The organism is Capillibacterium thermochitinicola (assembly GCF_013664685.1).
Taxonomy (GTDB): domain Bacteria; phylum Bacillota; class UBA4882; order UBA10575; family UBA10575; genus Capillibacterium; species Capillibacterium thermochitinicola.
Genome location: NZ_JAAKDE010000013.1, coordinates 54680 through 79655, shown reverse-complemented (window position 1 = coordinate 79655; position 24976 = coordinate 54680). Strand labels below are relative to the sequence as shown.

The following is a 24976-nucleotide window of genomic DNA, read 5'->3' as shown; positions in this document are numbered from 1 at the left end:
CTTTTTCTACTGAAAAATTTGTTTATGTTAAGCTGGAAATATTTAATCCTGTATTTAGCACGGTTTTTATGTTATATTAAGAAACGGTTACATTTTTATGTTACCCGTTTTATCGTTTTTCTCCATTCATAAAATTATATTTTCGTATATTTTTTGAAGGAGGCTATCTAATTGGGTACGAAAGGAAAGGTTCCCATGGTCGCCTATTTTTGCATGGAATTTGGGCTCCACCCTGATTTCCCCATTTACTCCGGGGGTTTAGGGGTGTTGGCCGGTGATTATTTAAAAGCGGCGGCCGACGATGGTTACCCCGTGGTCGGGGTCGGCATTCTCTGGCGGAAAGGATATACCGCCCAGTATATTAACGAACAAGGCTACCCCTACGATCTCGCCCCGGAGTTCAATAACTTATCTTTTCTCAAAGATACCGGCGTTAAGGTCCAAGTGACCATCAAACAACAACCGGTCACCTGTAAAGTCTGGCTGGTGGACCATTTTAGCAATGCTCCCCTCTATCTTCTGGACGCCGATTTACCGGAGAATAAAGAGCCTTGGCTGACCCACTCCCTTTACCGGGGTAATGGCGATGACCGCATCGCCCAGGAAATCATCCTCGGGATCGGGGGCGTGCGGGCCCTCCGCGCCCTTGGGCTCGCCGTCGACATCTACCACTTTAACGAAGGCCACGCCGTGCTGGCCGGAATCGAGCTGATCCGGGAGAAGATGGCGGCCGGACTCTCTTTTCACCAAGCCTTAAACGCGACACGCCGGCAGATTGTTTTCACCACCCACACGCCGGTTCCGGCCGGCAACGAAGCCCATCACCATGGAGCCCTCGCCTACGTCGGTGCTTATAACGGCCTTTCTTACGAACAGATGAAGCAGATCGGGGGCGACCCGTTCAACATGACCGTGGCCGGACTCCGCCTCTCCACCCTGAGCAACGCCGTCTCGGAGCTTCATGGGGAAACCGCCCGGAAGATGTGGCACCAGGTTGGTGACGCTTCGCCCATCATCGCGATTACCAACGGGGTGCACCAAGATACCTGGCAGGCACCGGATATCGCCTTGGCTGCCGCCCGCCGGGGAAACTTGATCGAAGCGCACCAGGCCAACAAACAACTGCTACTGGCCGAGATCCAACACCGGACCGGTCAAATTCTGAACCCGGATGCGCTTTTAATCGGGTTCGCGCGGCGCGCCGCCACCTATAAACGGGGCGATCTGATCCTCCAGCACAAAGAAGAACTCCTGCCCCTGCTGGAAAGCGGCCGGATTCAACTGGTTTTCTCCGGCAAAGCCCACCCGCAGGATGAAGGAGGCAAAAACATGGTGGCGAAGATTGTCGCCATGGCCAAAGCGTTCCCGGGTAAAGTGGTTTTTCTGGAGAACTACGACATGGCGCTCGGGCAGATTCTAACCCGCGGCTGTGACATCTGGCTGAACAACCCCCAACGGCCGCTGGAAGCCAGCGGAACCTCGGGTATGAAGGCCGGGATGAACGGTGTGCTAAACTTCAGTACGCTGGACGGCTGGTGGGTAGAAGGTTGCCGGCACGGAATCAACGGTTGGCAGTTCGGCGACGGTTATGTCGGTCCCAACCAGGACTATCACGATTTAAACGCCTTGTACCGTGTCTTGAAAACCGAAATCCTTCCCACCTTTGAACAGGACAAAGCCAAATGGGCACAGATGATGCACGCCAGTATTGAGACCTGTACGCAGCAATTTTCAGCCCGCCGTATGCTTAAAGAATACTATGATCGCCTTTACTGGCCTCTTACCGCGGCGGAAGAAAAAATATCCTAAAGGCCACTCGCCAGCGGCCTTTTTTTTTCGCCTCCCGGCGGCCGGTCTCCCGTCAAAAATTGGTCCGCATTTCCTGCCGCCTGCGGGGGAAAATAGGTATGGGAGGTGTTAGCATGAAGAGCACCACCACCGGCTGGATTGTAACCGGACTTGGTGCGGTGGTCTCCGGGGTGGGAGCTACCATGCGCCGGAGCCGTTTCGGAACCGGACTTCTCGGTTTTGGCCTGGCCCACATGGTGTTAGGGATCCTGGACATGGTCCGCCCCCTGCCCGAAAAGTAACATTTCCCAAAAAAACAAAGTGGCCTGCCACTCCGCCACTTTGTTTTTTATTTGGTTATTCTTATCTGTTATCTAGTTTCTCCCGGAGATAAGGCACAAGCTCCGCTACGGAAAGCCGCGTCTGCTCCATGGTATCCCGGTCCCGGACCGTCACGGTCTGGTCCTCCGGCGACTGGAAGTCGACCGTCACACAGAAGGGCGTTCCGATTTCATCCTGACGGCGGTAACGCCGGCCAATCGACTTGGCATCATCATACTCGGTGTTCCAGTGCCGGCGCAGTTCCTGGCTGATCTCTTTCGCCATGTCGGTCAAGGGCTCTTTCCGGGAAAGCGGCAGGACGGCCACTTTAACCGGAGCCAGCTCCGGATGGAAGCGCAGCACAACCCGGATCTCGTCTTTATCCGGTTCTTCGTGATAGGCGTCGAGCAAAAAGGCCAAGGTGGCCCGGTCCGCCCCGGCCGACGGTTCAATCACATAAGGAACGTAATGCTCGTTGAGTTCCTGGTCGAAATACTCCAGTTTATTCCCGCTATACTCCGCGTGACGTTTCAGATCATAATCGGTCCGGTTGGCAATCCCCTCCAGCTCGGACCAGCCCATCGGGAAGTAGTATTCAATATCGACGCAGGCTTTTGCATAATGGGCAAGTTCGTCTTGGGCGTGGGGGCGGAGGCGGAGGCGTTCCGGACTGATCCCCAGCTCTTTATACCACTTGTACCTCGTTTCGACCCATTTGTGGAAATGCTCCTCATCGGTACCGGGTTTTACAAAGTACTCGATCTCCATCTGCTCAAATTCGCGGGTCCGGAAGGTAAAATTCCCGGGGGTAATCTCATTCCGGAAAGATTTACCGATTTGCGCAACCCCGAAGGGCAGTCGTTTTCTGGTTGTCGTCAAGATATTGTTGAAATTGACGAAAATCCCCTGGGCGGTCTCCGGCCGCAGGTAAACCACGGCCGCCTGGTCTTCCACCGGGCCCATGAAGGTTTTGAACATGAGGTTGAAGTTCCGGGGTTCCGTCAACTCGCCGCCACACTCCGGACAGGTCTTCCCCGTCACGTGGTCGGCGCGGAACCGTTGGCGACACTGCTTACAATCGACCAGCGGATCGGTGAAGCCTTCCAGATGGCCGCTGGCTTCCCAAACCCTCGGGTGCATCAGGATGCTGGCGTCTTGCCCGACCATGTCATCCCGTTCCTGCACCATCCGCCGCCACCAGGCCCGTTTCACGTTATTCTTCAGTTCAACCCCCAATGGACCGTAATCCCAGCAACTATTTAAACCGCCATAGATCTCGCTGCTTTGGAAGATAAAACCTCTTCTTTTCGCTAACGAAACAATCTTTTCCATGGTCGTCGTTGCCGTGGGTGTTTTTTCATTTTCCATCATTGTTCCTCCTTCTCGTCAGGAATTCCGTATTTAAACACTTTGACAGGCGGGCTTGCTTGGTTGTTTAAACAAAACTGGGCAGGTTAAAGATGAGGGGAGTCACTAAAACTTCGACCAGCGCGGCAATGATCAGCAAGGCGAGGATTAACGGAAAAAAAGCCAGACTTGCTTTGGCGTGGGCCGCCCAGGAAGTTCTCGCCTTTTCACCCCTGAAAATACTCCGCCAGTTCCGGACGCCCCAGAGCACACTGATCGTCACCGCCAGCAAGATAGCGGGAATCTCAAAAAGGCCATGGGGCAATAAACTAAGGAAAAAGGTGCTTTTCGGTACCCCCAGCTCATACTCGTAAAGACCGGCCAGCAAGCCAATGACAAAACCATTGGGCAGGATGCCCACCAGTAACGGGACAAACGGTAAAAATGCGCCGCTAACAATGATTAAAAGGGTCGCTTTTAGGTTATTGAGCAAAATGACCAGGAACTGCCCCCACCAGTTAAGATCGGCCATTTTTTCAATCAGGACCATAAACTGTTCATTAATGACCTGTTCCATGGTCTGTTTCGCCAGCACCGGGTCGGCCGCCCAGGTGCCGTAACCCAAAGCCACACTTAAGAGGAGCACAAAGCCGGAAAAGGCAAGAAGCATCCGGTAAGACCGGGAAAAAGTCGGCAACAAGTAGAGTTTAGCCACGGATATCATCCTCATCATAATTCAATTTTCAAGTATAGCAAAGTCGGGAGAGGCCTGTCAATTTAAATCCGCCTCCGGTGGCTTCCAGGCCAGCAACGACTGGAGGAAAGACAAGGATTTCAACGTTTTCTCCGCCCGGAGCTGGATAAAGGTGAAGAGGAGATGGCCCAATTCGTTCCCCAAGGCCGGGTCGACCGGGCGCCGGGCCAGGTCACGAAGGTCCGTCTGGTATAAAGAACGGAGAAAAGAGACCGCGGCCGGCCGGACCGGAATCAACTGCGCGCCGCTGGCACCGGCACAGGAGCGACAGAGGAGCCCGCCTTCGGACGGAGCAAAACCGGCAAAAGACCCGGCGGCATTTTGGCAGCCTACGCACCGGTCCAAGACCGGTTCATACCCCAAATATTTCAACAGGCGCAGTTCAAAAGCGCGGGAGACCAACATCGGGTCGGGAACCCTCTCCAACACCACCAAACCGGCCAGCAAAAACAGGAAGACATCACTGTTCACCTCATTTAAAGGTAGAAAAACATCAAGCAGCTCCGCCCACCACGTGGCATAGGCCATTTTCAATAGTTCGTCCCTCAGCGGAGCAAAAGACTTGATAATCTCGGCCTGGCTTAGTTGGTCCAGGTTTTTCCCGGTAAAAACCAACGCTTTAATGTACGAAAACTGCTGGGTAACCCCGACCAAACGGTTCCGCGGGCGCCGCGCGCCCCGGGCCACCGCTTCGATCTTCCCCTTTTCCTTGGTGAAAAGGGTCACGATCCGGTCGGCCTCCCCTAAACCGCGGGTCCGCAAGATGATGCCTTCACAATGGTAGAGCCCCACCGGGTCACCTCCGGTTCAACAGCGCCAGGACCAAACTTAAAATGATGCTCAGCAGCACACAGGTGCCGAGCGGAAAGTAAAAGGTGAAATTACCCCGGCGGATTAAAATATCTCCGGGCAAACGGCCCCGTTGGAAGATTTTCTCCCCAAACTGGAGCAATCCCCCCAATAAGACGAGGAGAAGACCGGCGATGATCAGCATGCGACCCACCGGTCCAAAAGGATTGGTCATCACTGCCCTCCCCCTCCTTTCCCAGGGCTTTTTACGTGGTCATTCGTTTTATCGGTCCCGGTCCGACCCGGTTTATAATAGCGGTCCCGCTCGCTGAAGATACAACCGCAGTACCCCTGCCGGTAAAGTCCGTATTCCCTGGCCAATTGCTGACTACGCCGGAAACCGGGTCGTAAATCAAGGTCGCAGAAGAGAAGCTGATAGGCGGCGGCCAACTCGCCGCCGATCTGGCAGATTAAATCCCGGTTTTGGTAAGGCGAAATCAACAAGGTCGTCCCAAAGGCGGGAAACCCCATTGCCTTTGCCTGGCGGGCGGTTTTTTCCAGGCGCATCCGGTAACAGATTCCGCACCGCTCCTTTTCATGGGGGACTGTACGCTGTAGGAAGGTGGAAAGTTCATACTCTTCCTCCAGAATTAAAGGCAGTCCCTTGCGGGAAGCAAACTCCGCCAGGCTTTCCTTGCGCCGCTCCCACTCTTTATAAGGGTGGATATTGGGGTTGTAGTAATACATGGTTGGCGCGTAGCCCTGTTCCTGCAGAAATTCCGTGGAATAGGTCGCACACGGCCCGCAGCAAGTATGAAGTAACAGTTCCAAAGCCCATGCCTCTTTTCTTTCTTAGTGATCCGTATAAGAAGCCGGACCGGTTTTCAGCCCAGTTCCAACTCCCCCTGGTTAGTCTCGTCCTTCTTGTTGTATTTTAACCCCAGATGTTCCCAGGCCAAGCGGGTCGTCACCCGTCCGCGGGGCGTCCTCTGTAAGAAACCGATCTGCATCAAATAGGGTTCACAGACATCTTCGATGGTCTCAACCGCTTCCTGCGTGGCCGCCGCCAAGGTCTCAACCCCCACCGGCCCGCCATCAAATTTACCTATAATCGTTTCCAGCATAAGCCGGTCGACCCGGTCCAACCCTTTTTCGTCAACTTCCAACCGGTTCAGGGCGGCGGCGGCAACTGCAGCGGTGATCACCCCATTCGCCTTGACTTCCGCATAATCCCGGACCCGCTTCAGCAAACGGTTGGCAATCCGGGGGGTTCCCCGGGCGCGGCGGGCCAACTCGTTGGCCCCCTCGGCGTCGATCGCAATCTTAAGGATCCGGGCCGTCCGGGTAATAATCTGCACCAAATCCGCGGTCGAGTAAAAGTCCAGCCGGTTAATGATCCCAAAGCGGTCCCGCAGCGGGGCCGATAAAGCCCCCGCCCGCGTGGTTGCTCCAACCAAGGTAAATTTGGGCAGATCGATCCGGAGCGAGCGGGCGTTGGCCCCCTTCCCGATGATGATGTCCAGGGCGTAGTCTTCCATTGCCGGGTAAAGGACCTCTTCAACCGCCCGGTTGAGCCGGTGAATTTCATCGATAAAAAGAACATCATTCTCTTCCAAATTGGTTAAGAGGGCGGCCAGATCGCCGGGCCTTTCAATCGCCGGGCCCGAAGTCACCCGGATCTGAACCCCCAGTTCGGCCGCGATAATATGGGCTAGCGTCGTCTTGCCCAGTCCCGGCGGCCCGTAGAGTAACACATGATCCAAAGCTTCACCGCGCTTGCGGGCGGCTTCGATAAAAATCTTCAAATTCTCCTTGACCTGCGTTTGCCCGATATACTCCTCCAGCTTCCGGGGGCGAACGGTCCGGTCGAGTTCCGAATCTTCCTCTCGTAACCGGGGCGTAACCAACCGGGAATCTTCCATATAAAAACCCTCTCTTCTCCTGCTTATTCCTTCATCAACAGGCGCAAAGCCCTTTTAATCACGTCCTGGAGCTCAAGCTCCGGGCTGGCGGCCCGCACGGTTTGCACCGCCTTCACGGCCACGACTGTTTCATACCCCAATGCTTCCAAGGCGGCCACGGCATCATCACCCGTTGCGCCTCCCACGGACGGCTGGCCGGGGGCGACATTGAATGGTGCGGCCTCTTTCGCCAAGGTATTTTTCAGCTCAAGAATCAACCTTTGGGCGGTTTTATGCCCCACGCCCGGGGCCTTGCTCAAAAGCTTGACATCTTCACTAAGCACCGCCCGGCAAAACTCGTCGGCGGAAAAGAGCGAGAGAATACCCAAGGCGGTCTTCGGTCCGACACCCGATACACTGATCAGCTTAATGAACAAATCCTTCTCCGTCTGGTTAAGAAAACCGTACAACAGCATCGCATCCTCTTTATGGGACAGGTAGGTGTGGATCAACACCGTGTCCCCGATCCTGACCTGTTGCAATGCGGAAGTGGTCATCATAATCCGGAAACCGATCCCGCCCACCTCTAAAAAAACGGCTTCGTCGGAACGCTCTCGCACTGTTCCCCGTAAGAAAGCGATCATCCTTTTCCCCCCATCAATAACCCGGCCCGGCACCAGGAATGGGCAAAGCAGATGGCAATCGCCAACGCATCGGCCGCGTCGTCCGGTTTCGGGAGCGTTTTTAAACGGAGCAAAAGCCGCACCATCTCCTGGACCTGCTTTTTTTCCGCCCGACCGTACCCAACCACCGCCATCTTCACTTGCAGCGGAGTATATTCGGCAACCGTCAACCCCTGCACCGCCGCAGCCAGCAAAATAACACCCCGGGCTTGGCCGACCGCCAAGGCAGTCCGGGTGTTTTTATTGAAAAACAATTCTTCAACCACCAGCACGTCGGGTTGGTACTCCTGAATCAAAGCCGTGATCCGGTCGTAGATCTGTTTCAGCCGTTCGGACAAAGGGCACCCGGCTTGTGTTCTAATTACCCCATAGTCATGGGCCGTCAGCCGTTGGCCCTGCTGTTCAACCAAGCCATAACCGGTAATCGCCGTGCCCGGATCCACCCCTAAAATTAACATTGTTCCACTCCTGTCTTCCCGTTCTAAGCACTTTCTTCTGCAACCGGCCATTTTAATCCTTCAGATTTCCGCTTTTCCTTTATTAATTTTCCTTAACAGATAATTAAAGAAGGAACGCCTTTCGCCCTGTCGTATAGTTTTAGGGAAAGGATTGCCTTCCGGCAATTGCTAATCAACAATGAAGAAAAGAACGGGGGGGTTTAATATGTCCCAAGCCTACCGGCATGTCCAGTATTTAGCGGAAACAATCGGTCCCCGTGGTTCTTGCACCGAAGCAGAAAAAAGAGCAGCGCACTATCTTAAAAAGGAGTTAGCCCAGTTTAATCTGAACCTGACGGAAGAGCAATTCAAAGCCGTCAGTTCTTTTTCTTGGGTTTTTGGCCTCATCGATCTCCTTTTGATTAGCGCCGCCCTCATCTTCCCCAGCCGGCCTGAACAGGGTTTGGCCCTTGCTTTCTTCGCCTTCATTGCCTTTATTCTCGAGTCAAACACCTTCCCCTTCTTGTCACGCCTCATTCCGAAAAAAAACAGCCAAAACCTGGTTGCGCAGATTCCGGCCCGGAGTAAACCCATTCGCAAGGTGATTATCACCGCGCACTATGACAGTTCACGGTCGGCGATTAATTTCTCACCAAAGCTGGTGAAAGGTTTCCGCCGGAGTTATCTTTTGCTGGTTGGGGCCATGGCGACCGAAGTCCTCTTGTACGCCTTGGCCGTCTTTACCTCACTTTCCCCGCTCCTTTTATGGTATTTATCACTCCCCGGTGTCCTTTACATCCTGGTTACTTTCCTTACCCTCTTACACCGTGAGCTTGCCGGCCAGTATACCCCCGGAGCCAACGATAACGCCTCCGGGGTCGCGGTTCTCTTGGAAGTGGCCAAAATCCTCACCCGTTTCCCCTTGATCACGACCGAGGTTACTTTGGTCGCCACCGGGGCTGAAGAATCAGGCACCAATGGCGCCCTCGCCTTTCTCCGCCGCCACCGTCCGCCCAAGGATACATATGTCATCAACCTGGACAACCTTGGGAGCGGCCACCTGACAGCCGTTACCGCCGAAGGGATTCTCGGGACCAAGGCGGCTTCCGCCGAACTTCTCAGTCTCGCCAAAACTGTCGCCGCTGAGAAAAATCTGTCCCTTCGTTTCGCCCCGTACAAACTGTTAACCACCGATGGAACCGTCTTTTTAATGCGGAATTATCCCACCGTTTCGCTGATGGCCTTTGACGACGACGGGCTGTTGCCCAATTGGCACTGGCCAACCGACCGGGCGGCGGCCGTTAAGCCGGAAAATTTGGATGCGGCCAAAGAATTGGTCCTTGGCATCCTGCGTAAACTGGAGAGTTAATTGGCACTGAGCGCCGGCGCAAGCAGATTCCTTATTTTTTCACACAACACTTCGACCTTAAAAGGTTTAAAAACAACGTCGCAAAAACCGAATTTCCAGGGTTCCAACATAACCGGATCATTGTAATACCCGCTGGAGGCAATTACTTTTGCCTTCGGCTCCACCGTTAAAATCTGGCGGACTGCTTCTTTGCCACCCATGCCCCCGGGGACCGTGAGATCGAGAATCACCACGTCAAAGGGGGCTTTTTTCTTTTTTTCTTCCTGGAAAAGCTTCACTGCTTCCAAGCCGTCCTTCGCTTCAACCGCTTCATAACCGTAAGCCTCCAGATACTCCCGGAGGGAAGTACGGATTAAGGATTCATCATCCATCAGGAGAACCTTGCACTTCCGCTTCGGCAGTACCGATTTCTTCTGGTTGTTCTCCGCCAACGGTTCTTCATCGGCGGCTGGCAGGTAAAAGTAAAAAATGGAGCCAATCCCCGGCTGCGAGAGAACCCCCATGTAACCGTCGTGGTTTTGAATAATAAAATAGCTGGAGGAAAGGCCAAGCCCGTTCCCTTCCTTTTTGGTCGTGAAGTAAGGATCAAAGATCTTCGTTAAGTTTTCTGGGGGAATCCCTACCCCTTGGTCTTCGATCTCGACCCGGACATATTTCCCCGGCCGCAGCCGCATCCAATTCTGTTCCGAAACGGTGACATTACGGGCGGAAACTTTGATCACACCACCATCCGGCATCGCATGATAAGCGTTGAGGATTAAGTTGTGGATCACCTGACTGATCTGGTCACCATCAATGGCCACCGGCCATAAATCAGCCGGTAATGAATAACGGCATTTGACGCTGGCCCCGCGTAAAGCGAATTCGGCCGTCTCTTTAATTATTTCCCCAAGCCGGGCCGGCTGTTTAACCGGAGCGCCTCCTTTGGCAAAAGCCATTAATTGTTGGGTGAGTTTGGACGCCTTCAAGGCGGCCTTCTCCACCGATTCCAGATCCTTGATCCCATTCAGCCCTTTTTTCCACTTAAAAACGGCTAATTGTACATTGGAAAGGATTGCCGCCAATAGATTATTGAAATCATGGGCAATCCCGCTGGCCAATATTCCTAATGACTCCAGTTTTTCCATTTTCAGTAGTTCTGCGCGCTCCCTTTCGGCCGCCAGTTCCCGGATGGAAGCCTGCAACGCATCTTGGGTTTGGCGGTAGAGGGTAATGTCCCGGTTCGTTCCGCTTAATTTTAATGGTTTCGTCTCGGCATCTTCATCGTTCCCAAGACAAAAGCCCCGGCTGGAGACCCATTTCCACTCGCCGGCTTTCGTCTTTATCCTGTACTCCATTTCAAAGTATTTACCCATCCCATCGAAGCATTTTTTTAAAGCCTGCTCCAACAGCGGCCAGTCGTCAGGATGGACATTCTCCCGAAACCATTCGTTGTTAAAGACCATTTCGCCCGGCTCACCTTCCGCTTTTGCTTCCTCAACAATGCATTGCCACCTCGCTACCATCTTCTCGGGAACGAAAACACCATCCGGATAGTAAATATCCTGCGTCCGGGCAACAAATAAACAACGGTTCGGGTCATGCCCGCCGGTGTCGATCTTTTCCCGCTGAAACCAGTCAAGAATCTCCTCTTTCGTCACTGAATCCAGCAAACAGATGACTTTTTCGCCGTTACGGATCCCGGCTCCTAAATAACTTAAAAGCATCCGGTTCTTGCGCGTATCGTCCCGGTAGAACATACAAACGTGGGATCCGGCCGGAAATTATTTACCGAATATTAATGTCTAATTATGTTAGTTCCCCCATTATAAGTAAGGCGGCCGTTCATCCAAGCAATAAAAAACGCCGTTTCCGGCGTTTTTTGGTAATTCCCTATTTTTCACCCCGGTCGAAGGCGGTTTTCCGCGCCAGGATGGTCTCCGCCAAACCTTCCTCCCGGACCTGTTCCTGCTCGACGTCGGCCACAACCCCGCGGGGTTCATCGGAATACATTTCTTCATAAATGACGTCTCCCCCGAGATCCTGGGGCGACTCGGCGGTGCCCATCTGGGCCACCGCCTGCCAGGCGTCTTCCCCATCAAAGGCCGCCTGGTCATCTTCATCCGTGGTGAAAGTCCGGGCAAAAGGCGGAAACAGCAGCTCCTCCTCGATCGGCCGGTAGCGCAGTTCATTGGTCTTTTCGGCTTCACGTTGACACTCGATACAAGTAGCGACGTACGGTAAGGCCTCCAACCTTTCTTCGTCAATTGGACGCCCGCAGTCCCGACAAACCCCATACTTCCCCGTCTTGATCCGGTCAAGGGCATCCTCGATCTCAGTCTGGCGGACCCGAAAGGCATTATTAAGGCCCAAATCTTTTTCCCGTTCATAAGTTTCCGAACCTAGATCGGCCGGGTGGTTATCGTAAGCGGACAATTCCTTCGTCGCGTCTCGTAGACTCCGTTCCGTACCCAGATCGCCGGTTTCCTCCAAATCTCCTTTTAACTCCGTAAGCATTGCCTGGAGGCGTTTTTCGAAGTACCGGATCCTCTTTTTACTAAGCATCAAACCACCTTTTCCCCTTTATTAGTACGGAAGCTGTTCGTTGACCAGCTGGACAAGGCGGGCAATGAAACTACTGATAATTGGCAGGTTCAGGCTGGCCACCTTCGCCAGGATGGCCAAGAAGAGGGCGCTGACCAAGGTCAGACCAACAGCGATCCCAAATCCCCTGGCGATTCCGGCTAAAAAATTCAAGTAGACCAAGCGTCCCGGCCGGGAGAGCAGATCGAAGATCCCTTCGATGTTATATTTCACCATCAATTTGTTCAAAAGCAAAACTTGGCGCAGGAAGGGACTCGTTTGTCGTTTGTTCACCTTAAACCGGTCGTGCACAATCTTTTCCCCTCAGTTAATGTGCCTGCTTTCACCCTTCTTTAATACGGAAAAGGATGGGGACAAAGTCTAGCGCAGCACCTCCTGGTAGGCAGCGAGCGTCAAACGAGCCACCCGGTCCCAGGTGTAATTGGCTAAAATATGTTCCCGCAGCCCCGGCAGCGGCGGTGAATACAACGCCTTGCGGAGGGCGTCCCGCACCGAAATCGGATCCGGCGAACAGTACCATGCCATCTCGCCCAGGTATTCACGGGCCGTCCCCCGGTCGGTGGTCACCACTTTGCAACCGGCCAGCCCGGCTTCGAGGTTGACGAGACCCGGGGTCTCATACCAACTGGGTAAAACATGAACGCTGCAGGCTGCGTAAGCCGAGGCAACCCAGCCTTGGGTCAGACCGCCTAAAAAACGGACCTGGCCTTCCCCTTCCTGCCGGCATTCTTGATAGTACTGATAATCATTGATCGGCCCGATCAAGACCACCTGTTGGTTGAGGGACCGCGCGGCCTTGATTAAAGCCAGTTGGTTCTTGCGCCGGCAAATCCGGCCGACACAAAGGACAAAATCTTTGGTCCCGAATCTTCTGATAAATTTATCCGGATTGGCATAGTAAAAAAGCGGATCCACCCCGTTCGGGATTAAACGGGCCGGTGTCATCAGCTTATACTCTTTCTGTAGTAATTCCAGTTCGACCAGGCCGTTGGGGAGTAAAAGGTCAACCCCGTCCAAAATCTCCTGGCGTAATGCATTGGTCTTGCCCCACCAAGTCAGAAAATGATCCTTCCGTTCGTTGGTGATGTTGATCAGAAACTCCTTCGGATCCCAGTAGATTGGGGAAAGTACAATCGGAATTCCGTATTTCTTGGCCCTTTGGTAAAACTGGTAGGTTTCTTCGATCGGAATAATATTAAAGAGATGGACCAGGTCATAACCGGAGAAATCGGAAGTCGGTTGCGTCTTGATCTCCACTTCGATCCCAAGCTGCCGCAACGCCTCTCGCGTCTTGTTCATTTGCACACTATCGCCGGCCACCATGCGAAACACGGAAGAACGATTCTGCATCAAGACTCTCATCCCTTCACCTCCTTACCCTTTCTTGATTGCGGCGCGCAAGCCAGCAAATCGATGGTGATTTCACACCACACCCCTCCCTTTTCCCAGTTCCATTCAGTCAGCGGATAACAGTTCCACCCGCTGAGTACCGGAATCAACACCGGTACCGCACCATATTCCAGGGGTAAATTAGCCCAAAGCTCCTTCCTGATCTGATGATAGCGGGTAACCCCGTCTTTCCCCAAATAGGTTATTTCCCCCCGCACCTCCCCTTCCAACAGAAACAGCTCCTCTGTCTTGACCCGCCGAAACCCCCCTAAAAAAAAATGGGCTGTCGTAATCTCCCGCACCGCAAAAGGTAGTTTTTCTTCCCACTTCAAAACGGTCCTTTTCTCCACAGATGGCAGCGGTTTTTCCGCTTTTTCCGGTTCCCCGCCGAGGGCCACGGCCGGCAGCGCTTCCCTGGTTACCGTGAACCGGCCGTTCAGGAGGAGCTGTACTTTCCAATTTTCCCCCGTTTTCTCTTGCAGTTGCAACCGGAGGGCTTCCAGCCGCACATCGGCCCGGTCACCCGGGAGCGTCGACGGGGCCGCTTGAAACCAAGCCAAAACGGGACGGAACTCGACCACTTTTAGCCTGTGCTCCGTATTTCGGTACTGCCAGACAATCGTCGGTTGAGCCTTAAGAAAAACCCCACCCTCCTCTGCTCCTCCCGCCATTTCCCCGTCTCGCCACCATAACCGGTGGCTTGCTAGAAAATCGGGAGGGCGCTGGACGGGGATCTCTACATAATACTCAAAATCCTCTTCCGTAATGATTTTTTCCGCCAAAATCACAGCCGTCGGCACCGTATTTGTTGGTTTGGTCAATCTCGCCTTTTGCTTTTGCGCGGCGGTTAAAACGTATTCCACCTGGAGAAAAAGGGATAAATCTTCCCCGTTCAAAAATTGGATCTGCTCCCCTTTCACCCGCGAGAAATTGATTTTATACTTCGTCTCCGCTTCCGCCGCCCCGACCGCGCCGTCATTGACAGCCAACCAGTCTTTCCAGGGCAGATGGACCCGGTAACACTTTTCATGACCGGTACTGTTCACATAGTAAAGATCGAGGATAATCCGGCCCAGACATAAAAGCCCGTTTCGGACCTTGACCACCCGGCTCTGAACGGCGGATACGGTCATTTCCCCAATGATTTTCGCCTTCTCCGGCAGCTTAACTGAGGTTTGCCCGCTCCAAAGCCGGGCTTCCTGGTCCAAAAGGCGCCAGAGCAAAAAATCTTCTCCCTGCCCCTCCGGGGCCAGTAGGATCGGGAGCGTTTTCTCTTGGAATAAGCGCCAGTCAAGTTTAACCGCCAGCAGTACTTTGCCGGGTTCGACCACTTTTAAGGCCTGTACCTTCGCTGTACCGGTCAGGATGCTGTTGGCTGGAACCTTCCGCGGTAATAACACCGAAAGGGGCTCCTTTTTCCGGACGCCTTTTCCGGAAGCGAGTTGAAGCTCCCCGCGGAAATGGATGCCTTCGGGGGTAAGGAGGAAACTTTCTCCGGTCAACACTGCCTCCGTTGGTTCGTCGCCCGGCGTCAGGGCCGGCCAAAGGACAGTTTCCGTATGCAAGTAGCTCTCCGCGGCCATCAGTTGTTGCCCGCGGACCATTAAACTGTTTTCCGGTGGCGGCCAGACCACGGCCGACGGCTCCAGTTCCCACCCGGAGAAGCGTAGCCCAATTCCGTGTTCCAAAGCGGCCGTTCCTTTCTGGTCTTGGACCAAACAATAAAGGGTGGTTGCCGTCGCCTGCAGCGGTTGTCCGCGGATTAAAGCGGGGGGACGGGGATGATCCTTTTGGTATACAACCTTGTCCGTCCAAACCATCACCGTCCCGGCCGGGGTTACGTAACGAATCGTCCGTCCGATTTCGACGGTGATATGCACCGTACACCGTTCCCACCGGACCGCCAGGTCGGTGATGGATAGATCAATGCGGTGGACCTTCGTTCCGAACGGCCAAGGAATTTTCACGATCACTTTGCCGGTGCCCAGCCACCGCTTGACCATGAAATTTGCCCCTCCCGGTAAGCATTCACTTTATAATTTATATGTAAGGGCGGGACAAAAAAAAATACAGGCCTGTAAAAATCGAGGCCTGTATTCCGGGGGAAAAGTTGTTTAGAAGTAGTATGGGCCGTAGGGCGCGGCGACTTGCACCTGCAGTTGTTGGGACTCGGTCACCTTGATAAACAGCTCCACGACCACCTTCTGCCGGAGCGTGGTGGGATCCAGCAACTCGAAGAGGACCGTCTCGATCACCGGCTTAATCCGCACATCCATTCCCGGCACCGCTCCGGGAATATCCACAAACGTGCTGAAGGGTACATCTTCGCTCTGGTGGATCTCCAGATTATCTTCGTTGATAAAGAAGATCTGTTTGTGCACAATACCCTGGACAATCACTTTATCTTCGATCACTTCTGCCATTAACCGCTCAACTTTAGCCACGATCTCCCGGATCTTAATGGCCGGTTGGGAAAGGGTGGTTGTATTTTCCACCAGCAATTGTTTGGTATCTTCACCAACCACCGTATCCAGCTTCAGTAATGCACCGGGACCAAGGGCTACATTCATTTGGATGCTTTCCGTCACTTTCACGAAGAACTCAACCACAATCTTCTGGAGTAAAGTGTTTTGGTCCAATAATTCAAAGTGGATGAATTCGATTGTTGGTTCGACCACCACATCCATCCCCGCCGTCGCTCCGGGGATATCCAGGAAGGTGCTGAACTCCAAATCTTCGCCTTGGTGGTATTCGATATTGTCTAAACCGATAAAGAAAATCTGCTTGTGGATAATCCCTTGAATAATGACCTTATCGTCGATCACTTCAATTGTTAAGTCACGGATTTCGGCGGTAATATCGTCGATCTTCAGGGCCGGGACGTTAAGCGTAATGGTATCTTCGATCAGTTCCTGTTTGGTCCCTTCACCAATCACTTGGTCCAAACGGACCAACGGGCCGGTACCTTCCACCAAATTAAGCTGGTTGGACTCGGTAACCTTGACGAAAAACTCAACAACAACCTTCTGATGGAGTAGGGTTGGCCTGATTAAGGAGAACAGAATCGTCTCAATAACCGGTTGAACCTGGATATTCATACCCGGCTCGGTCCCGAAGATGTCGATAAAGGTGCTGAACGGGACGTCTTCCGACTGGTGATGGACGATATTATCCTCACCCACGAAGAAAATCTGTTTGTGGAGCACGCCTTGGATGATCACTTTATCCTGGATCAATTCAGTCGTCAAATTCCGGATCTCCGCCGTAATGTTTCGAATCTTGATCGTCGGTCGGTCTAGAGTAACATTTGTCTCAAGCAGCAGTTGCTTGGTGCCTTCGCCAATGACCACCTCTGCCCGCACCAAAGGATCCATTAACCTATCTCCTCCTTCCAATCTTTCTGCCGGAACCGCTTCCTCGGGGTCAAGTTGAACGCACATTGTTTCCGGTTTTTCCACCGCACCATCTTTTTTTTTTCGAACGAAAACCCTTGCCCCTTTCTCCTTTTCGTTGGGAAAACGGACGGATGGCGCCGCCAGGATTCCGGGATCGCCCTCACCTTCCTGCGCATGCTGGTCGATCTCTACGGGCTCTGCAGCCCTTGGTTGTTCTTCCGCTGCTGGCTGTTCTTCCACCCTTAACTCTGCTTCCGTTCTTAACGGCTCTTCCGTCCTCGGCGGTTCTCCCACCCTTAACTCTTTTTCGGTCCTTGGCGGTTGGTCCGCCCTTGGTTGTTCTTCCGCCCCTTTCTGGATCGTCAAGGACAACAGCTTTGTTTTCGGATCATCTTTTTCCTGATTAAACTCGGTTTGTTCGTTTCCATCGCTCTCCTTTTCTTGTGACTGCTGTCCATCGGGGACGGTACTTTGCGGCCATACTACTTCATCGTCCAGCATATTAATAGTAGTAGATAAAAGAAGCTTCTTCCCCCGGTTTTCTCCGGATACGCACGGCCTAATCGCAAGCGGCGCCGGCGCCGGAGAAGAAAAATCTTGGTCCGCTACTGTTGGGACGATGTCGTGGTCAGCCAAGACCAGATAACGACGGTGAAGGTGGAAAAACCAGAATGTGCAGAGGGCAATCAAAGCGGCAATCGCGAGAAAAGCGCCAATGACCAATACCAACTCCATGCTCATGCCCCCTTTAACCTCTCCCCGCGGATGGCTAATATAATATATGAACCACGCCTGGATTGTGCTCATTTCTTAAAAAGGAAAAATGGGCGAAAACGCCCATTTCCCCAAAGGTTTTACCACACCGATTATGCCCGCGCGGATAACAATGGAAGAGGGGTAAAGATCACGTCAGTCACTACTTCAATCGGTACCGGGTTCGGGTTTCCGTCATTAACCACATCCAGAAGGACAACGGCCTTTTCCACCCGCTCGATGCCGGGACCGGACACCTCGGTCACCACCGGAAATTCCCGGACTTCAACCCCGGTCGGGGTCTGAATCGGGGCCCGGACCAGAACCGTCTCCGTCACAATTCCCGGCCCGGTCACGGAGGTGACAACCTGGAAGGGCGGGGGTGCCGGGGTTTCCCCGGTCACTTCGGCATTCAAAACAATAATCTGACGGAGGAAGCGGCCATCGGGCGAGAGAGTAAAGGAGATGTTCTCAATCTCGACCGTCACGGTAAAGGGAGTATCCGGGGTAATGCCGGGAACATTCACCAGGATGGAGAAGGGAATCTGCTCCGTCACCGAACGCACAATCCCGTCTTCGCCGACGAAGAAGACCTGTTTATTGATGATCCCATCGACCAGGACCGCGCCGTCGAGGATCACCCGTGCCCGCAGATCGGTGATGACCCCTTGTACTTCCTTAATTTTTACCGCCGGTTGCGGCAGTTTGACGACATTCTCCACGATAATCTGCTGCTGACCGGTGACAATACCGGCTGGTGGAACCACAATTTCCACCACTACATTGCGGACAATCGGGACCGGAATCCGTTCCCGCCGTTCAACCAGGATTTGCCGGAGTCCTTCCCCGATCACCTGCTCCAATTTGAAGAGGGCGAAATCACCGGTCACCAGCGGAACTTGAATCGTCTCCGTCACCACCGCATCAAAGAAGACAATTACTTTCTGCCGGACAGTGGTTTCGGTTTCCAAGTTAAAGAGGATCGTTTCAATCCGGGGCCGGATCGTGACGTTCAACCCGGGCAAAGCACCGGGCACGTCGATGAAAAGACTGAAGCGCAGATCTTCCGCTTGATGGTATTCGATATTGTCCGTGCCGATGTAAAAGATTTGCTTATGGATCACACCCTGGATAATCACTTTATCCGGAATCACTTCCGCGACCAAATTCCGGATCTCACCGACAATCTCCCGTACCTTGAGGGCGGGACGTTCCAAAACAAGGACCGACTCGTTTAAAATCTGCTTTTGTCCTTCCCCAACCACCTGCTGGACTTTGTACAGGGGTCCGGTCCCGAGGGCGACCCGCTCCTGGATTGCTTCGGTTGCTTTGACGAAAACCTCGACGACTACCTTCTGCCTTAATTCCGTACTGGACAATAACTCAAAGAAAATCCCCTCGATTCTGGGGTGAACCTGAAGATCGACCCCCGGACTTACCCCGGGTAGATCCAGGAATAAACTGAAGGGTACATCTTCGGCTTGGTGACGGGCGTTATTTTCCAGGTCCACGAAGAAGATCTGTTTATGGATCACGCCTTGGATGATCACCTTGTCGGGGATGACTTCGGTCTCCAGATCGCGAATTTCACCGCGAATCTCATCTACTTTCAGGGCTGGAACGGCCAGCGTCAACAGACTCTCAACAAGCTCCTGTTTAACTCCCTCGCCGATCACCCGCGGTAAAAGCAGTAAAGGACCGGTTCCCAGGGCCAGGCCAACTTGGACAAACTGGGTGACTTTGACAAAAATCTCAAGAATGATCTTTTGCTGGACAAAGAAACCGTCATCGGTCAAATGGAATAAGATTTTCTCAATCCTGGGGAGCACCTGGACATTCATCCCTGGTTCCGCACCGGGGATATCAATAAAGGTGCTGAAAGAGACGTCTTCAGAGAAGTGACGGACAATATTGTCAAGGCCTACAAAGAAGATCTGTTTATGGACGATGCCTTGGACGATGACTTTGTCTTTAATCACTTCGGCCGTGACATTGCGCACTTCACCGGTGATATTGCGGACCTTCAGGGCCGGGCTCGGCAACTGGGTGGGACGAACCACCGGTTGTACCCGGGCCACCCGCTCCCCAACCGTCACCTCCGCCCCTTTCAACTGTTGGACGACCCCTTGGTCCCTGGGGATTTCCGCCCGTGCTTGCGCATCGTTCACCCGAATCCGGGTTACCTGCGGGTTAAATTCCTCCGCCCAGGACGGTACCACCGGTTCGGTTGGGACTTTAAACTGAACCCGGTCGGGCATTACCAAGGTCGTATCCGTTTCCGGCTCAAACGGAAAAGAGCCGGCCAGTCCTGCCTCGGTTGCCTTTTCATCACCACTATGCTCGCCCCGACTACCCTCCTGGCGATCGGTTTTTTCTTCACCCTCTTCCTCGCTACCGGTTCGCTTTGCTTCGTGTTCGGCTCCGACCGTCTCTTTTTCCTGGCCACCACCGGACATTGTTTCCCGTTCTTCCTCTGCTGCGGGCCCGGTCGCCTCCGGACCGGTCTTCTTGCTGCGCGTGGCCTTTTTCTTCTTTTTCCCTTTTGCCGCTTGCTCAACTACCTGCTCTTCTTCCGTTGTCTGCGTCAATTCTTGTTTTTCTTCTTCCCGGTTGACTTCATAATCCATTATCTCTTCGGCCTCCTTTCTCCGACCAACTCCCCGTCCACGGGGAAAACCGCACCGTTCCTAAACCAAAGTTTAGGACTAGTACAGTATATGCTGGTCCGCAGAAAGGTGCTTACCGTGGCGGAAAAAAGTAAAACAAGCCACAAGAAAAAATCCGCCTCCGACGAACGGCGCCCCAAAAGTCAGACCCCTTTCACGCAAAGGGAATAGGAACGGGACGCTGTTCATCATGGCGGCAGACTATACAGTAGGCTATGGCCGACGCGGTTGATCTCCGTTTTCCCTTTAAAGCTGCTCCTGGACCAGCCGGGCTTCCGGCTCGAAAAGCACGTCCGGTCCTTCCCATTCAACGTTTCGTTCCTGGAGCCATTTCCCCAGCCGCCCGGGCGAACAGCCGATGATTTCAAAGAACAGCTCCAGCGCTTGTCTGGTTCCCTCCTGTTCCGGGTTGCGCTCCTTTGTATTTATTAAGCGGTTTCTTTTATAGGTTTTTAAAGCATAAACGCACGCCTTTTCCACACCGGAATTTTCAACCAGCTGGATCAGTCTGGTGTACTCCTTCCGGCGGGCTTCGGCGTGCGTTCTCCAGAAAGACGGGTCGTTCGTCCGTTCACTGGCGAGAAGGTCTTGCTTGGCCAGACTTTTAAAGCGTTTCAAAGCCCGGATCAGATCTTCTCCTTCCACTTGGCACATGGGCGGATCCCCCCCCTTATTTTAATTTGTCAGCTCCTTCGGACTTTTCTCCTTCCCTCCTTTCTCCTATTCTCGCTCTGGTGTCGTCAGATCGAAGACATAATAGGCTTGGTTGTCGAACTCCATCCGGTAGCAGGAGCAAGGGAAGCCGTTCTGCTTGAAAACGCCAATCAGCTCGGCCTCCCCGGCTAAAATCTTCTCCCGGATTACTTGGTCGGTTAACTCCCTTCGTTCAGCATCAGGATCTTTCTTTCTCACGGGAAAAGGGATAATCTCTCCCACTACTTCTTCCTCCCTTTTTCAACAGCCCCGAGTTAATTCCATTTTACGCTGTAGACTCCCGGCAATAAACTTATTTCTTCAATTATTTTTTCCTTATCAATATTATGTCCTCTGATCTGAAGATAAATATGGGCGATTTTGTTATCGCTATCAATTTTCATCTGAATTTTTTTAATACTGATCCCATGGTCGGTAAAGATTTGCGTAAAAGCAGACAACGTCCCTGGTTGATCCGCCACTTCCGCCCGGACGCGGACCGCGGAAAAAGCTTTGAATTTTTGCTCAAGATCATCCAAGAGCACCAGCACCAAGAAGGCAACAATGGTGGTGACCACCGCCGCCAAATAAAAACCGGTTCCGCAGGCCAAACCGATCCCCGCAACCACCCAAAGGCTGGCCGCCGTCGTCAAGCCCCGGATGCTGGTCCCGTCCCGCAAAATTGTTCCGGCCCCCAGAAAACCAATCCCACTAACCACCTGGGCAGCCAACCGGGCCGGATCCCACTCGGCCATCCCCGGAAAACCATAGATTGAAATGAGCATCATGAGGCAGGAACCCAGGGCAACTAAAATGTGGGTCCGTAAGCCGGCCGGACGACCGTGTTTTTCCCGCTCCCAACCAATAATCGAACCGAGGAGCGTAGCCACCGTCAAACGAACTAAAATTTCAAAGTTAATTGTAACCCTCCCCTTTCCACACTTAATCTATACAAAATGACCACGGGGTAAAATTCCGCTTCTTTTGGTCTGACGATATTCCCGGATATTAATTCTTTAAACACAAACAGCCGCCTTGGCGGCAGCTGTTTTTTTTTACGTCTTTAGAATTTAGTTAAATTCATTGACCCGCAATGGGGGCAACGTTCCGCATCCCAGTCCACCGTATCATGGCACCGCAGACACTCGCGCTTGACCGATTGACGGCAATAGGGACAGAAAGCCAATACATTATGGATCTTTTTACCGCAGTGGGGACACTTCAATAGATCCCCTTTGGGCCGTGTGAGCCGGTACAGAACTAAAATAAGGAGCAAAGTCATGATGGAACCGGTAAAACCGGCGGTAAAGACGGCAATTATGGGAGTAAAAGTCCACATAAACCAGGTGTAATCCCGGGCGCGCGCATCCCGATAGAGCACAAACATTAACCCCCCAGTCAGCACCAGTTTTATGATAAACAGCACAATTGCAGTGGTATCCATAAAATCACTCCCTCTAGTCAAGTGTTTTATATATTCCCGTTTTACCTACCGTTTCCTGCCTCAAGAATCAATTTTTAACTGCTTCAAGATGGAAGCCAAGGCGATCTTGGCGTGGAGATAGGAAAGGCTGCCCTGAAAATAGAGGCTATACGGAGGTCTGAACGGAGCATCGGCCGTTAACTCACTGGTAGACCCATTAATAAAGGTTCCGGCGGCCATCACCACCCGATCCTGGTAACCAGGCATCGCGGCGGGCTCCGGAGTCAAATAACTGTCCACCGGCGAGATCGCTTGAATACTCCGGCAGACCGCCAGGAGCCGTTCGGGGGTGCCAAAGTCGATCCGTTGAATCACATCCGTCCGCGGTTCCGTCGCCGTCGGGGCCACCGTAAACCCCAGCTCGGCAAAGACCCAGGCAAACAGGGCGGCCGCCTTTAACATCTCATAGACGCGGTGGGGAGCATCAAAAAGTCCCTGGAAAAACAGCCGGAGATTCATCAACGACGGGCCAACCTCCCCACCCAGCCCGGGAGCGTAGAGCCGTGCAGCAACCAGGTCAATCAGTTCTTTTTTCCCCGCCAGATAACCGCCGGAGGGGACCCAACCGCCCCCCGGGTTTTTAATCAAAGACCCGGCGATCAGGTCTGCGCCCACCGCCAAAGGTTCTTCCTTCTCCACAAATTCACCGTAACAATTGTCCACAAAAATAATGGGCGCCTTGGGCAACTGGCGTAACGCCGCAAAGACAGGTGCCAGTTGCTTTATCATAAAGGAACGCCGGTTTTCGTAACCGCAGGACCGTTGGAAAGCCACCATCCGGGTCCGGTCGGTCAGGGCACCGAGCAAGCGTTCCTGGTCGATCTGTCCTTCCGGTAAAAGTGGGATTACCTTGATCTTAACCCCGTATTCCTGGAGATTGCCGGGAACGTTTCCTTCCAGTCCACAGACGGTGCGTAGGGTGGCGTAGGGCAGACCGGTGGCAAAAACCAATTCGTCCCCGGGGCGCAGGAGGCCGGAAAGACCAAGGTTGATGGCGTGGGTTCCGGAGACGATCTGCTGGCGGACCAAAGCCGCCTCCGCCCCGAAGGCGCGGGCAAAGACCCGTTCCAGCGTTTCCCGGCCAACGTCACCATAACCGTATCCGGTTGAGGTGGTAAAATGATGGGCACCAACCTTCTCGGCTTTGAAGGCCGCCAGCACCTTCTCCTGGTTGTAGAGGGCGAGCTCTTCAAAACGGGCAAAAACCGGGGCCAGACTTTCTTCTGCTTGTTTAATGAGGGCTAATCCTGATGTTTTGGTAATCGACAAAGAAGCGTGCCTCCTTTACTCCATCCACACAACATTAAAAAAAGGGCAGGCTATGCCACCCCTTTTTCCTTTTTTTCAAAACTCGTTAGAATCCGGAATTTACGCTAACTCCTCGTCCTTCGGATCGCCACTAAACTCACGTAACGGCCGGGACGGAATAATCGTTGAAATCGCGTGTTTATAGATGAGTTCCGGTTTTCCCTCGCTGTCCATGATCAAGGTAAAGTTGTCAAATCCCTTGATCAAACCCCGGACTTGAAAACCATTCACCAGGTAAACAGTGACCGGAACACTCTCTTTCCGTACCTGGTTTAAAAATCCATCCTGTAAATTGATGACGGGCTTAGTCATAACATTTCACCTCCATAATACAACAACAAACCCTTCTCCTGAAAAAAAGAATACTAGTTAAATCTATTCGACAAACAGTTAATTCTCCCTTCTAAAAATGCCAAGATCTTTTGGTAAGTTTTCTCCTCTTCCCCCGCCCGCAGGAGAAACCACTTCTCCACCGGTTCCCGGCGAAACCAGGTTTCTTGCCGCTTGGCATAATGGCGTGTTCTTTTCTTGAGCAGCTCGACGGCCTCGGCCAAGGAAGTACGCCCTTGCACCACCGGGATCAGTTCTTTATAACCCAAGCCCTGCATCGACTGTAAATCGGGGCCGTAACCCTGCGCCAAAAGGGAGGCTACTTCCTCAACCAAACCGGCGGCGATCATCCGGTCGACGCGGCGGTTAATCCGGTCGTACAGCTCGGCTCGTTCGCGGTGCAGACCAATGTATACAACATCGCGCGGAAGGGTGCGGCGCTCCGCCTGTTGTTGGGCGGAAAAGGGCCGTCCCGTGGCCAGAATCACTTCCAAAGCGCGCAGGGTTCGTTTCAGATCGTTGGGATGAATCTTCCGGGCCGCTTCCGGGTCCAGTGCTTGCAGCCGGCGGTAGACCGCTTCATGGCCGCGGCTTTCCGCTTCCTGTTTAAGCGCCGCCCGCAACTGCGGATCAGGGGGCGGGACCGGGAAAATAAAGCCTTGGGTGACCGCCCGGATGTAGAGCCCGGTTCCCCCGGTGAGCAGCGGGAGGATCCCTTCCTTCGCCAAACGGCTCCTAACCTGGTTGTAGTGTTCCTGGTAATCAACGACGGTAAACGGCTGGTCAGGAGGGACCAGATCGATTAAGTGGTGGGGAACACCCTTCCGCTCCTCAAGCGTGGGCTTGGCGGTCCCAATATCCATGCCCTGGTAAATCTGCATTGAATCGGCGGAAATGATCTGGGCTCCAAAGTGTAAAGCCAGATTGACAGCCAGTTCCGTCTTGCCAACGGCGGTTGGACCGACCAGCACAATCAGCGGTCCCATT

General features: G+C 53.3%; 25 protein-coding genes. 3 read left to right on the top strand and 22 right to left on the bottom strand.

Annotated elements, in window-relative coordinates; genetic code table 11:
* The first annotated feature begins 195 nt into the window (after nt 1–195).
* Together glgP and G5B42_RS07135 are read left to right on the top strand one after the other, a co-directional pair.
* Entirely contained in the window at nt 196–1809 is a 1614-nt protein-coding gene (gene glgP / locus G5B42_RS07140; protein WP_181339800.1) for an alpha-glucan family phosphorylase, read from the top strand.
* Nucleotides 1810–1922: 113 nt separating this feature from the next.
* Entirely contained in the window at nt 1923–2090 is a 168-nt protein-coding gene (locus G5B42_RS07135; RefSeq protein ID WP_181339765.1) for a hypothetical protein, read from the top strand.
* A 61-nt stretch (nt 2091–2151) separates the two neighbouring features.
* Here the strand turns inward: G5B42_RS07135 and G5B42_RS07130 are convergent, their stop codons facing one another.
* The 8 genes from G5B42_RS07130 to ruvC form a co-directional block, all read right to left on the bottom strand.
* Entirely contained in the window at nt 2152–3480 is a 1329-nt protein-coding gene (locus G5B42_RS07130; protein ID WP_407926905.1) for a glycine--tRNA ligase, read from the bottom strand.
* A gap of 64 nt (nt 3481–3544) precedes the next feature.
* Nucleotides 3545–4171 (bottom strand): stage II sporulation protein M, encoded by a 627-nt coding sequence (locus G5B42_RS07125; protein ID WP_181339764.1) that lies wholly within the window; start codon nt 4169–4171, stop codon nt 3545–3547.
* 57 nt (nt 4172–4228) lie between these two features.
* Nucleotides 4229–5002: a DNA repair protein RecO gene (gene recO / locus G5B42_RS07120; RefSeq protein ID WP_181339763.1), complete on the bottom strand. Its 774-nt coding sequence runs from the start codon at nt 5000–5002 to the stop codon at nt 4229–4231.
* A 4-nt stretch (nt 5003–5006) separates the two neighbouring features.
* A complete protein-coding gene (locus G5B42_RS07115; protein WP_181339762.1) occupies nt 5007–5234 on the bottom strand; it encodes a DUF2905 domain-containing protein in 228 nt (75 codons plus the stop codon).
* Complete coding sequence (locus G5B42_RS07110; protein WP_181339761.1) at nt 5234–5830, bottom strand: epoxyqueuosine reductase QueH; 597 nt, start codon at nt 5828–5830, stop codon at nt 5234–5236. Before G5B42_RS07110 ends, G5B42_RS07115 begins: the two co-directional genes overlap by 1 nt.
* 53 nt (nt 5831–5883) lie before the next feature.
* Nucleotides 5884–6921 carry a Holliday junction branch migration DNA helicase RuvB gene (gene ruvB / locus G5B42_RS07105; protein WP_181339760.1) on the bottom strand — a complete coding sequence of 346 codons (1038 nt, stop codon included), beginning with the start codon at nt 6919–6921 and terminating at the stop codon, nt 5884–5886.
* A 23-nt stretch (nt 6922–6944) separates the two neighbouring features.
* Entirely contained in the window at nt 6945–7544 is a 600-nt protein-coding gene (gene ruvA, locus G5B42_RS07100; protein WP_181339759.1) for a Holliday junction branch migration protein RuvA, read from the bottom strand.
* A complete protein-coding gene (gene ruvC, locus G5B42_RS07095) occupies nt 7541–8041 on the bottom strand; it encodes a crossover junction endodeoxyribonuclease RuvC (protein ID WP_181339758.1) in 501 nt (166 codons plus the stop codon). The genes ruvA and ruvC overlap by 4 nt, the downstream gene beginning before the upstream one ends.
* A 205-nt stretch (nt 8042–8246) precedes the next feature.
* On the opposite strand from ruvC, the gene G5B42_RS07090 reads away from it, so the two are divergent.
* Nucleotides 8247–9389 carry a M28 family metallopeptidase gene (locus G5B42_RS07090; RefSeq protein ID WP_181339757.1) on the top strand — a complete coding sequence of 381 codons (1143 nt, stop codon included), beginning with the start codon at nt 8247–8249 and terminating at the stop codon, nt 9387–9389.
* On the opposite strand, the gene G5B42_RS07085 is transcribed toward G5B42_RS07090, so the two are convergent.
* The 14 genes from G5B42_RS07085 to miaA form a co-directional block, all read right to left on the bottom strand.
* The gene (locus tag G5B42_RS07085) at nt 9386–11128 is read right to left on the bottom strand and encodes an ATP-binding protein (protein WP_181339756.1); all 1743 of its coding nucleotides are present in this window, start codon (nt 11126–11128) and stop codon (nt 9386–9388) included. The genes G5B42_RS07090 and G5B42_RS07085 overlap by 4 nt on opposite strands.
* Before the next feature lie 133 nt (nt 11129–11261).
* Nucleotides 11262–11933 (bottom strand): TraR/DksA C4-type zinc finger protein, encoded by a 672-nt coding sequence (locus tag G5B42_RS07080; protein ID WP_181339755.1) that lies wholly within the window; start codon nt 11931–11933, stop codon nt 11262–11264.
* Nucleotides 11934–11954: 21 nt separating this feature from the next.
* Nucleotides 11955–12245 (bottom strand): DUF5665 domain-containing protein, encoded by a 291-nt coding sequence (locus tag G5B42_RS07075; RefSeq protein ID WP_331274069.1) that lies wholly within the window; start codon nt 12243–12245, stop codon nt 11955–11957.
* Nucleotides 12246–12332: 87 nt separating this feature from the next.
* Nucleotides 12333–13334 (bottom strand): glycosyltransferase family 4 protein, encoded by a 1002-nt coding sequence (locus G5B42_RS07070; protein WP_181339753.1) that lies wholly within the window; start codon nt 13332–13334, stop codon nt 12333–12335.
* Nucleotides 13331–15364, bottom strand: a complete 2034-nt coding sequence (locus G5B42_RS07065) for a hypothetical protein (protein WP_181339752.1) — start codon at nt 15362–15364, stop codon at nt 13331–13333. The genes G5B42_RS07070 and G5B42_RS07065 overlap by 4 nt, the downstream gene beginning before the upstream one ends.
* 111 nt (nt 15365–15475) lie before the next feature.
* Nucleotides 15476–17491 (bottom strand): DUF3794 domain-containing protein, encoded by a 2016-nt coding sequence (locus G5B42_RS07060; protein WP_181339751.1) that lies wholly within the window; start codon nt 17489–17491, stop codon nt 15476–15478.
* Nucleotides 17492–17622: 131 nt separating this feature from the next.
* Nucleotides 17623–20136 (bottom strand): DUF3794 domain-containing protein, encoded by a 2514-nt coding sequence (locus G5B42_RS07055; protein ID WP_181339750.1) that lies wholly within the window; start codon nt 20134–20136, stop codon nt 17623–17625.
* A gap of 285 nt (nt 20137–20421) precedes the next feature.
* Complete coding sequence (locus G5B42_RS07050; RefSeq protein ID WP_181339749.1) at nt 20422–20829, bottom strand: hypothetical protein; 408 nt, start codon at nt 20827–20829, stop codon at nt 20422–20424.
* A 66-nt stretch (nt 20830–20895) separates the two neighbouring features.
* Nucleotides 20896–21087 carry a hypothetical protein gene (locus G5B42_RS07045; protein ID WP_231133328.1) on the bottom strand — a complete coding sequence of 64 codons (192 nt, stop codon included), beginning with the start codon at nt 21085–21087 and terminating at the stop codon, nt 20896–20898.
* A gap of 56 nt (nt 21088–21143) precedes the next feature.
* Nucleotides 21144–21758, bottom strand: a complete 615-nt coding sequence (locus G5B42_RS07040; protein ID WP_181339747.1) for an MgtC/SapB family protein — start codon at nt 21756–21758, stop codon at nt 21144–21146.
* A gap of 173 nt (nt 21759–21931) precedes the next feature.
* Nucleotides 21932–22312, bottom strand: a complete 381-nt coding sequence (locus G5B42_RS07035; RefSeq protein ID WP_181339746.1) for a zinc ribbon domain-containing protein — start codon at nt 22310–22312, stop codon at nt 21932–21934.
* A gap of 60 nt (nt 22313–22372) precedes the next feature.
* Nucleotides 22373–23620, bottom strand: coding sequence for a methionine gamma-lyase family protein (locus G5B42_RS07030; protein ID WP_187350972.1), 1248 nt, complete (start codon nt 23618–23620; stop codon nt 22373–22375).
* A gap of 99 nt (nt 23621–23719) precedes the next feature.
* Complete coding sequence (hfq, locus tag G5B42_RS07025) at nt 23720–23971, bottom strand: RNA chaperone Hfq (protein ID WP_181339745.1); 252 nt, start codon at nt 23969–23971, stop codon at nt 23720–23722.
* Between the two features lie 53 nt (nt 23972–24024).
* Nucleotides 24025–24975, bottom strand: a complete 951-nt coding sequence (miaA, locus tag G5B42_RS07020; protein WP_181339744.1) for a tRNA (adenosine(37)-N6)-dimethylallyltransferase MiaA — start codon at nt 24973–24975, stop codon at nt 24025–24027.
* Between the last annotated feature and the right edge of the window lies 1 nt (nt 24976).